At 36.6% G+C, this 11,092-nt stretch carries 8 protein-coding genes; 1 reads left to right on the forward strand and 7 read right to left on the reverse strand.

Annotation, left to right across the window (positions count from 1 at the left end; genetic code table 11):
- Nucleotides 1-508 precede the first annotated feature (508 nt).
- From WC644_11135 to WC644_11145, 3 genes are read right to left on the reverse strand one after another with little or no spacing between them, the layout of a single operon-like run.
- Nucleotides 509-1,438: a J domain-containing protein gene (locus WC644_11135; GenBank protein ID MFA5012489.1), complete on the reverse strand. Its 930-nt coding sequence runs from the start codon at nucleotides 1,436-1,438 to the stop codon at nucleotides 509-511.
- A 3-nt stretch (nucleotides 1,439-1,441) separates the two neighbouring features.
- Complete coding sequence (gene radC, locus WC644_11140) at nucleotides 1,442-2,209, reverse strand: DNA repair protein RadC (protein ID MFA5012490.1); 768 nt, start codon at nucleotides 2,207-2,209, stop codon at nucleotides 1,442-1,444.
- Nucleotides 2,197-4,278 (reverse strand): S9 family peptidase, encoded by a 2,082-nt coding sequence (locus tag WC644_11145; GenBank protein ID MFA5012491.1) that lies wholly within the window; start codon nucleotides 4,276-4,278, stop codon nucleotides 2,197-2,199. The genes radC and WC644_11145 overlap by 13 nt, the downstream gene beginning before the upstream one ends.
- A gap of 590 nt (nucleotides 4,279-4,868) precedes the next feature.
- Here WC644_11145 and WC644_11150 point away from each other — a divergent pair.
- Complete coding sequence (locus tag WC644_11150) at nucleotides 4,869-5,900, forward strand: PorV/PorQ family protein (protein MFA5012492.1); 1,032 nt, start codon at nucleotides 4,869-4,871, stop codon at nucleotides 5,898-5,900.
- A gap of 122 nt (nucleotides 5,901-6,022) precedes the next feature.
- On the opposite strand, the gene WC644_11155 is transcribed toward WC644_11150, so the two are convergent.
- The 4 genes from WC644_11155 to WC644_11170 all read right to left on the reverse strand — a co-directional run bounded on the left by WC644_11155 (nucleotide 6,023) and on the right by WC644_11170 (nucleotide 10,842).
- The gene (locus WC644_11155) at nucleotides 6,023-6,523 is read right to left on the reverse strand and encodes a DUF4402 domain-containing protein (GenBank protein ID MFA5012493.1); all 501 of its coding nucleotides are present in this window, start codon (nucleotides 6,521-6,523) and stop codon (nucleotides 6,023-6,025) included.
- Nucleotides 6,524-6,942: 419 nt separating this feature from the next.
- On the reverse strand, nucleotides 6,943-9,543 hold the full coding sequence (locus WC644_11160; GenBank protein ID MFA5012494.1) for a carboxypeptidase-like regulatory domain-containing protein: 2,601 nt from the start codon (nucleotides 9,541-9,543) through the stop codon (nucleotides 6,943-6,945).
- Nucleotides 9,544-9,549: 6 nt separating this feature from the next.
- Nucleotides 9,550-10,374 carry a hypothetical protein gene (locus tag WC644_11165; protein MFA5012495.1) on the reverse strand — a complete coding sequence of 275 codons (825 nt, stop codon included), beginning with the start codon at nucleotides 10,372-10,374 and terminating at the stop codon, nucleotides 9,550-9,552.
- 3 nt (nucleotides 10,375-10,377) lie between these two features.
- Nucleotides 10,378-10,842 (reverse strand): hypothetical protein, encoded by a 465-nt coding sequence (locus WC644_11170; protein ID MFA5012496.1) that lies wholly within the window; start codon nucleotides 10,840-10,842, stop codon nucleotides 10,378-10,380.
- Nucleotides 10,843-11,092: the final 250 nt, after the last annotated feature.

Here is an 11,092-nt window from a genome sequence, read left to right on the forward strand (position 1 = left end):
ATTATCCGTATAACTTGTGAGCACTGTTATTCATATCATTTACTATCACTTCATCCTCATCTAACGACAATTTCCACAGGTCATTATTAAATGTATCCGTGAATCCAAGAAAAGCCTTGAAAGGATTGCGAAGGTCATACGCTATAATAGAGAAATACTTATTTTCCCCGAATTAGTCTTAGTAGATATTGTTTGTTGCTTTTATAATAAATGCCGAAGGCATTTAATGTTGGTAGGTGAGAATTACACACAGATAAAATGCTTTTAGGTATTCCATATTGCTCTAAACTTCCGTGAATAGTCAATAATAACTATTTCATGCTTAATTGCTTAACCGGGTGTTATAGATTCGTCTTAGAAGCGTCTCAGATTCATGCAAGAAGCGGGGAATCAGCGTCAACTGAGCGGGAAATGTGCGTCAACCAAGCGGGAAATGAGCGTCAATCAAGCGGGAATTAAGCGTCAAAATAATTGCGAAATTAAATTAGAATAGTGGTTAAAAATAATATTAGGTTCTTAATTTCTTTAGTTCCTGAAACAGCTCAATTTCTCTATCCGTTAAATTTTTAGGCATATCTATCTGCACTGTTAAATACAAATCTCCGAACTCCCCCGTTTTTCCGTACTTCGGCATGCCCATTCTTGATAATCGGAATATTTTCCCGTTTGAACAGTCTTTCGTAATGTCTATCTTTACCTTTCCTTTTATAGCTTCAAACTCAACCTTGCCGCCGAGTACTGCATCATACAAAGGTACATGAAGATTTGCATAAAGGTCATCCTCTTTTCTTTCAAACACAGCATCGCCCCGCACATTTATCTTTATCAGCAAATCTCCTGCTCCGCCCGAACCCGCTCCGCCTTTACCCGGTATCTTTAACACGTGTCCGTCGTTTATTCCGGGCTTTAAGTTAAGCTTTATAGATTGGTTGTTGAATGAAAATACTTTTGAGACTCCTTTGTATGCCTCTCTTAATGAAATATCGAGCGATGCCTGATAGTCCTGTCCCTTTGCAGGTGTGCGTCTGCCGCCACCTCGTCTGCTTTTTTTACCGCCTCCGAAACTTCCGCCGAAAAACATATCGAAGAAATCCGAGTAACCTGAATTCCCGAATACATCCTCAAAATTTCCGCTGTATTGATATTGAGTTCCTCCCTGATTCGAATACTTGCCCCAGTCGAATCCCTCTGCGTTTCCTCCCGCCTGCTGATAGTAGTTCCAGTTCGAGCCCATCTCGTCATACTTCTTTCTTTTATTGTCATCACTCAGAACTTCATTAGCTTCATTAATTTCTTTGAATTTATCCTCTGCGGATTTGTCCCCTTTCGTTTTATCGGGATGATATTTCATTGCGAGCTTTCTGTATGCTTTCTTTATATCATCTTTGCTTGCTTTCTTATCAACACCAAGTATTTTGTAGTAATCTTTATATTCCATAAATCAGATTATTCCCATTTCTTTTAAACTGCTGTATTTATGTTTTGTAATAATAATGTGGTCAAGAAGCTGAATCCCAAGTATATTACCTGCATCTTTCAGCCTTCTCGTTATTCGTATATCCTCCTCCGAAGGTTGCGTATCCCCGGACGGATGATTATGCGCCACCATTATACTCGCCGAATGTTTCCTTATTGCACTCTCAAATGTTTCCCTCGGATGCACAAGACTCGCCGTCAGCGTACCTTCCGAAATTCTGTCAACATCTATTACTCTGTTTCTTACATCAAGATTCAATACAAAAAATTGTTCCTTAGAATAATCCGTTATCAATTCCCTTATGTGGTCCGCTGCAAGCGAGGCATCTGTTATTGCTTCCCTTTGCATTCTGAGTTTTTCGTTCATCTCCCTCTCTTTCCTGTACCTTTTTGCAAGTGTTATACAGGAAATTAATTCTGCTCCTTTTGCAAGCCCTATGCCTTTTATTTTCATCAGATCCTGAATCGAAGCATCAAACAGTTTCTCAAGACTGCCAAAATGCCATAAAAGTGAGCGGGAAAAATCTAAGACATTTTGCTCCTTTGTGCCTGTTCTCAATAATATTGCTAAAAGCTCGTAATCACTCATTCCCGAAGTTCCTTTGGTACTAAGCTTTTCGCGCGGTTTTTCATGAGCAGGCATTTCCTTTACAGAAAATTTCTTCTCAGTATTTGAACCTTCAATAAATCTTAAATCAATCTTTTTACGTCTATCTCTTTTTATTTCAGCCATTTATCAAGCCAGTTGAAAAAAGTTCTTTGCCATAAAATTCCGTTCTGTGGTGTCAGCACCCAGTGATTCTCTTCAGGAAATAAAAGCAGCTGCGCAGGTACTCCAAGCAGTACAGCCGCATTGAACGCCTGCATTGCCTGCGTAAATGCAATTCTGTAATCCTTTTCTCCGTGTATTACGAGTATCGGTGTATCCCAGTTTTGAACATATTTATGAGGTGATATTTCATAAGACTTTTGTGCAACCTTGTTATTCCTTTCCCAAAATGGACCTCCTAAATCCCAGTTTACAAACCACATTTCCTCTGTTTCTAAATACTGGCTCTCAAGATTGAACATTCCGTCGTGTGCAATGAATGCCTTAAATCGTTTATCATGATTTCCTGCTAACCAGAAAACTGAAAATCCTCCGTAGCTTGCCCCTACCGCTCCGAGCCTGTCTTTATCAACGTATGGTTCTTGTGCAATGTCATCAATGGCACTTAAATAATCCTTCATGTTCTGTCCGCCGTAATCTCCGCTTATCTGTTCAAGCCAATCCATACCAAAAGAGGGCAGCCCTCTTCTGTTCGGAGCTATTATAATATAGCCGTTAGCCGCCATCATCTGGAAATTCCATCTGTAGCTCCAGAACTGGTCAACAGTGCTTTGTGGTCCTCCTTCACAGAAAAGAAGCGTTGGATATTTTTTATTCGGGTCAAAATCCGGTGGATAAATAACCCATGCGAGCATATCCTTATCATCAGTCGTTTTTACCATCCGCTTCTCAACCTCTGCAATTTTTAGCTGGTCAAGCAGTCCCTTGTTAACAAAACTTATTTCTTTTGCTTCACCGTTTTCAGGATTAACTGAATATATCTCGGTTGGTTTCGACATTGATTGTCTTGTTGCTATAAGCATGCTACCTGCCTCGGTTACTGAAAGATAATTATGAATACCGTCCGTTACACGTGTTATCTTTCCGTCGGCTAAATCGTACCTGAATATTTCCTGAGTTGCTCGAATTCCGCTTACAAAATATATTGACTTGCCGTCCTTCGTCCATTCAAGTCCGTCAGCATTTTGGTCAAAATCTTTTGTCGCATATAATTTCTCTTTTGTTGATGTGTTATAAATAAATATTCTTGTCTTATCCGATTCGTAACCGTCTCGCTCCATACTTGTCCATGCTATATACTGTCCGTCGGGTGAATAAACAGGTGCTAATTCAAAACCCATCATTCCTTCTGAAATATTCTCAGTTGTTTTCGTAATAAGGTCGTAAACATAAATCTCTGAATTTGTCGATACCGTATACTCTTTCCCTCTCATTTTCTTTGCTGAATAAACAATCTTCTTTGAATCACTGCTCCAGTTTATCTGCTCAATTCCGCTGAACGGTTTCATTGGAATGTCCCAGCCCTCTCCAGCATTAATATCAATCCCGTCTTTAATATTTTCGCTTATATAGTCAGAAACGAAAATGTGGCTGTAGTTCCCGTCTTCCCATTCATCCCAGTGCCTGTACATAAGGTCATCAAAAAGTCTCGCATTTGCCTTAGGCAGGTCCGGATTCAGATCTTTGACTGTCTTATCAATTTTTACTTCCTTTAAATATAAAACTTTCTTGCCGTCCGGTGAATACCTAAAATCTCCTACTCCGTCAGATATGTACGACATTTGCCTTAAATCCGAACCGTCCGGTTTCATCTCCCATACTTGCATTATCCCGCTTCGGTTTGATACATAACCTATACGCTTACCGTCGGGACGCCATTTCACACCGTATTTAGCGTCTGATGATCCCGTAAGCCGTTTTTTATTCGCTCCATCGGCATCAACTATGAAATAATCTGTCTGACCTTTATTCATCTCTATGTTGAAATATCTTACTCCGTAAACAATCGATTTACCGTCCGGCGATACGGACATCTCTGTAATCCTTCCGAACGACCATAAAACTTCCGGAGTCATTATGTCCGACGTAAGCTTCTTTTCGCCAAATGGAATTATACTCGGAAATTTTTCCTGTGCAAGAGATATTTTTACAAAAAGTATTAGAACTGCTGAAATTAATAATATTCTCTTCATGCTGTTTTTAGTTTTGTATTTGCAGTAATTTAAGAAATTTATACTTCCCATAAAATTGATAAATGTACTGTTTTTTTGAAATGATATATCGGAAAGTTAACTTGTTTTATAGTGCTGTCATTAAATTTGACCTTTGAAATACTTATAGCCACAGCTCCGCCTGTACTAAGCTTTTGCTTAAAGGAAAGAGATAAGTGCGCCATTAATGCGTAATTTTAAGAATTAATTTTAAGCGGAATGAAAGATTCGGTTGACCTGAAGAATATTAAAAAACAATATAAATATTATTTTGTACATAATTATACTCATTATCAATACAACAAATATTATTCAAATATTCAAATATTCAAATTTATAATTTGAATATTTTACTGCGATAATGACTCTAAACAATATTGAAAGAATATCATATTCTGTGTATTTGATTTCTAACCTTAATTTCCGTTGTGAATTATTTTCTAATGTCACAATTTGTGCATTTTTTCCTTTTAGTATTGATTTATTTGATTTAAATTGAGATTATTGAACAAATAAAAAGAGAGTGCAAATAAGCAATCTGTACAGAATTTCGTACAAATAAATTTTATTAAATGAATCACATCAAAATTTCGGTAGTAGTAATTGCATTTCTCGCAATTTTCAGTGAATTTGGTTTATCCCAAGGTAATGGCAGCAAGTACGCGGGGGAATTTCTTGCTATAGGTGTTGGTGGAAGACCTCTTGGAATGGGTAGTGCCTACGTAGCACTCGTCAATGACGTTACGGCAGGTTACTGGAATCCTGCACTGCTCTCGAAAATAAACTATCCGCAACTTGCACTCATGCACGACGCTCGTTTTGGAAATCTCGTGAATTATAATTACGGTGCTATCGCTATTCCGCTGGATAAAAATCAGTCTGTTGGATTGAGTGTTATTATTAACGGCATTGACGATATTCCTGACACCCGAAATGCACTCATTGACCTGAACGGAAACGGTGTTCTCGACCCGGGAGAAAGACTCGACCCGGACAGAATCACATATTTTAATTCCAATGACTACGCTTTCTATTTAACTTATTCAAAAAAACACAGCGATAAGTTTTCATACGGTGCTAACTTTAAGGTTATAAGAAGGTCTTTGGCTGAAGAATCTGCATGGGGTCTCGGCTTCGACCTTGGGCTGCATTATTCTCCGATTGAAAATTTAATGCTCGGCGCTAACTTGCAGGATATTACAACTACATATCTCGCATGGAGTACAGGAAAGAAAGAGAATATTTCACCTACTGCTAAAATTGGATTTGCTTACATATATGATGTTCCATTCCTCAACGGTACTATAATTCCTGCTGCCGACTTAGACGTCAGGTTTGAAAACAGAAGGACTGCTTCTAACTTTAACGTTGGACCAGTTTCTTTCGATTTTCATGGCGGACTTGAGTACACTTATAATAAGCTTTTTAGCATCAGAGGCGGTTACAATGAGATTGGCAATTTAACTCTTGGAGCAGGTGTTCAGCTGCCCAAAATTAACATAGACTACTCTTTCGCTAAATTTGACGGTGATGAACAGCTCGGTAATACTCACAGAATCTCACTCACATTCACACTCGAAGAAGACAAATTTAAACGCAAATAAGATTTCTGTTTCAAATAGTATTTGCTTCCTGTTTTTCAGGAAGCATTTTTTATTATAAACAAAAAACGCAAGCTTTATTGCTTGCGCTGAATTCATATCTGAATATTTATCTTATAATTAATTTAGTTTCCTGTATATTCCAAATTAACTGTAATAGATGCTGTATATAATCCCGATGCCTGATCATTTGAGGGAGTAACTTTGCCACCAAGAAATACTGTCATAGTTCCCTGAGAGTTAAATGATGCATTCGAAACAACAACGGGATTGAATGAAACCACAGAACCTCCCGGTACCTGATATCCTGCATCAGTGCTTGAAAATGTTATCGGCATCGTACTTGTACCGTTGATTAATTGTGACGGTGTGGTAAAACTTATACTTATTTGTTTATTAGGAGCACCAACCAATGTAAATCTGCCCGAATTGGCATTCGTTTTATCAACTGTCCTTTGAACTCCGGGTACTATATCATCCCCGAAATTTAAGTCACTTTTGTTTGTCACAGATATTCCTGTCAAAACTGTAGCTGTAGCGGAAATAGAAGCCGTGACCTGCGCATAAATTTCAGTGCACATCACTGTCATCATCAGTACTATTGCAGATATTATTATTTTTTTCATTCTATTCCCGAGTCAATTTAATTTTAAAATATTAAATAAGCAAGGAATAATATATAATTTAATTGCTTCTATTAAATATATCGTCAACTTTTATGCCATTACAAAAGTGTACATTTTTTTACAAAATCTTCATTTAATTCACTTAAAAGCAAAATAATTTTCTCATTTTGAGAATACTTAACTCATATTGAGAATAAATTCATCTATCTTGAATTATTTCTGAATTCATAAGCGTAAGAATATGTAAAGTAAGAAAACCTATGAATATTTAATGAAAATAAGGTTAATTTAATGAATTTTGTAAATAATAGTATAAATGTTTAAAGGAGTACAATTCTCAAATTGATAATATTTATTGATTTGAATACTAAATGAGTGTTAATGGTTAATCTACTTTTGATGGAAGCCTTATATATTTGTTACTTTTCTATTTTATTAATAAGAAATTCGATGTCACTAAAGCTGTCACCGTCTTCTAAAGATTTAACTTTAATGTAATAAATTTTCTTTACATCCTTATATCCCCTTCTTGTTAATTCTTCAGACTTCAAATAAACTTTGTATTTGCCCGGCGGTACGTCGTCGAAAATAAATTCTCCGTCAGAAAATGTTTGCGTCACCGAATGTATAACTCCTTCCTTAGCCTCAAGAACGACTTCCATCCCCGAAACTCCTTTCCTTCCGCTTCCATCAAACTGGTTAACATAACCGGAAACCATACCTGTTATATACACCGGTACGGGTATCATTTTGAACCTGCTCGGATCTGTATAAATCGAGTAAGTTTTATACTTTGGTCTGTACAACGGATTATCGAACGTCATTGGGTTTATATGCAGGTTATAATAACTGTACGGGTCAAGGTCTGTAAACCATACGTTATTATCATCCTGATATTTAACTGCATGCCCCGATTCCATTTTAACTTCAAGCTGAGAATCAAGTATTTTATCGCAGCAGTCAAACATATTATTATTATTCCTTTCAAGATAAGGTACAAATGTTAATCCTGCCCTGTTTGAAAGGTATCTGTTGTCCGTTATAAACTTATTCTTAAAATCATCAAAACCTATTGAACCATAAAAACTCTGGTGAATCTCCCATCCGGATTTGTCTGCCATGTAGTTTGTACTCATACTTGTAAATGGCAGGTAGAATCTAAAATTAACTGCTCCCGAATAACTGTCTTGAATAAAATCCTTTGAAACAGAAAGACTTACCCAACCGGCGTTGAAAACACTTTTATCGATGTAAATACCTGTTCTCATAACCTTGCTGTTTAAATGGTCTATGTCCGTTTGGTTCCGAATAATCATATCATCAAAAAGTCTGTACGAAAGTAGAAGATTAGAAACAAGATAATCGTTTCTGTATGAATCATGATCCTGTTGAAATATACTGTTTAACTGTGCACTGCCCTGAAATCTCCCGTAACTCAAAAACAAACCCGGATATATAAAAAGCTGTTTACCGTTTGACCTTAGTAATTCTCTCGCATTGAGCCTGAAGTTTGATGAAAAACCGCCGGATGTTACAGGTAAAAAAATAGATAAATTCTTCTCTTCTTTTATTGATCCGGGATTAAAATAACTGTTTTCTTCATACCTAATGTAATTAATTTCTGCGGATGCCTGTGACGGCAAAAGTAAATTAAGGGTGGCTCTTCCTCTGTATTTTGCAAAATACTGTCCGCTTAAAATTAATCCGTCTAATATTTTTAATGAAAGATTCGCATTTGGGTAGTTTCTCGGAACGTCAGCATTATCTAAATAGGTATTACCAGCACCTAACGTTAAGAAAGAAGTTATACCATAGTTAAAATTGGCTTCTGACAGAAGATTGCGTCTTTCGGCCTTCTCTCTTCCCGCACTTATATAGTATTCAAATTCTCCTGATGGTAAAAAAGTATAAGGGACCTGTATAACCCTGTCTGATGTCTGAATTTCCCCTGAGGGTCCGTAATATTTAAGCGTTATAAAATTTGAACCGTAAAGCAAAGGTATTATAAACTCAAAATATCCGCTTTCGTTCGCTCTTGTGTACGCTATCATTTCATTGTTTACGTACAATTCCACCTCCCAGTTTGGATAAATCTGGTCGAATATTTTGTACCCTCCAAGAATCTTCCTCGATATTGGAGGAGCATTCGTAATCTGAACTCCCTGAACACTCGAGAACAATCCTGATACAGGATTAATATCTCCCGCTATTCCCTGTTTAAACCAACTCTCTTCGGTCACGAATCTCCACCTCAGGTAAGAATTATCCAGGTCAACTGCATTGTCCTTGTTCCCGTACAAATTAAAGTTTAAATCTCCGCCGATTAGTTCATTTCCAAGTGCAACATTATAATTGTAATATTCTTTATTTGGATTTGAATAAGAGACAGTGAACTGCCAGTCGAGAAATCCAAGTCCGAGAATCTTTCGCTCCCGCGGTATTATAACGTCAGGTTTCGTGATTCCTGTTTCAGAGAAAGGAGTGATGTTTCTTAATGTTATTCTTTGCTGTTCAAGAGTGTAAGGAAGTGTGTTTTTTGAATTCATGTATATGCTCATCCTTTTCATATCAACATTCATATTTATTTCGAATATCTTGTTGAATAAATCGCTTTTCATGTAGAGGTCAGTTTCATTAACGTAAAAATCTGACCTTTGGACGAGCACTTCCCTGCCCTTAATCTCTGCTCTTAGTTCATTTACGTCAATAAAATAGGTATTATTTTCTTCAATGAAGAAGCCTGTAGCTGTATAATTATTTTTAACGAGGTTTACATTAACTTTCACGGTTTTTAGCAGGTCTGCAAGCGGTATGTATACATCATTTTCATTCGCGAAAACGATTACATTAATCAATCCGACTTTTTCAATGTTGATTTGCATTGGAATTTCTTCAGCATCAGGATTGTTTTTCAGTGTATCTTCCTGCTGTGATGCGAAAAGATTTCTCGGAGAAAATATAAATAAAATAAATGCTGTTATAAAAACAGTGGAGAAAATTCTAAAAGCATAAATTATCATATACTTTTAATTGACGCTGATCTGTATTCTCTTATTTACGGTGTTGCCTTTTATTATTGTGCCGCTTTGTTCTTTTCGATCGGTGTTCAGTTCAAGCTCGATAGTGTAATTGCCTTTCTTTATTCCGGGTACATCAAAATACACTTTCTTCAGTAACGAATAATAAACAGCAAATTCCTGTTCTGTTTCACTCACCAAATCATTACTGCTGTTGTAAACCTTTGCAATAAGATTACCTATATAAGCACTGTTTCCTTCCCTTTTCATATCTGCGGATATTATTATTTTATCGTTTTCATAAACAGCATCAAATGATAATATATTAATCGATGTTGATGATTTTCCTTTCCTGTAATTTAAAGCAATAACTGTCTGGAATTTTACTGAGAGTCCGACTCCAATCTGAGGATTCTCAGTTGTGTCTTCCGTACTAACAGCCTGCGATGAAATTATCGGTCTTCCCCAGTATTCACCCTCTTTCAGACCTTTCGGTGGTTTAGCTACTACTCTTACAGTTTGTTCTTCCTGCGGTTTTAGCATGAATTTCCTTGGGAAAAAATTTATCCATTCAACTGCAGAGGGATCACTTGCATTAACTGTTTCAGGAAAGTAAATATTTATATTTCCCGTTGAATCCGACACGGGATATCCGAATTTCATTTCAACATTTACTTCCCAGGTCGATGTTAAAGAATTATTCCTTATCAGCAGATATCCGTTCTTATTTACATCACTCATATGCAATGATACAGGAGCGACTGTCACTTGAGAATAACCTGCGCATGCGGCAAATACAAAAATAATTACAAAAATAATTCTAATTTTATTCATTTTCTAATTTCCTAAGTTCATAAATGTTATAATTATTGATCCTTTATAAACTCCTCCCGCCTGAGTAATCGGCGTGTTTATGACACCTCCCAATCTAATATACCAGTCCTTCGTACTGCCTGTTTCTCTATAAATAGTTGTTCCGGCGTAAGGATCAAAACTTGTACCTAAATTACCATCATTAGAATTATTACTTTTTGTTGCCGTAAAGGTAACCGGAAGACTATTATTTCCCGAAGATAAATGAGTTGGAAGTGAAAAAGTAACAGATACTGTAGTTCTATTTCGTGTAATTGTTATACTTAATCTGCCAGCGTCTGAATTCGTCGTTAATACTGTACTTGAAAAACCTGGAATTACTACAGGAAAAACCAAATCTCTTACATTCCATATCTCGACATCTGCATCTAATTGAGAATAAGCAGTAACATTGAAGAAAAATATTATTATTAAGACAACACTTCTCATTTTACCTATTTATTGATTATACAATATCGGAATAAATAATGATTTTTTAAACATCAATCAACAAAAAAAGCCGGCTTGTTCAAAACCGGCTTTATATTTGTATTTAATTCTTTTTAGTTTGTCGTGTACTGAAGAGATATTGTTACCGGTGCAGTGTACTGACCTGCGACCTGAGTTGACGAAGGTGTTACTGTTCCGCCTAATACTATTTCCATTGCTCCGTCTGTCCCGAATGATGCATTCTTGCTGA

The sequence above is a fragment of the Ignavibacteria bacterium genome (genome assembly GCA_041649015.1).
Lineage (GTDB): Bacteria > Bacteroidota > Ignavibacteria > Tepidaquicellales > Tepidaquicellaceae > CAIKZJ01.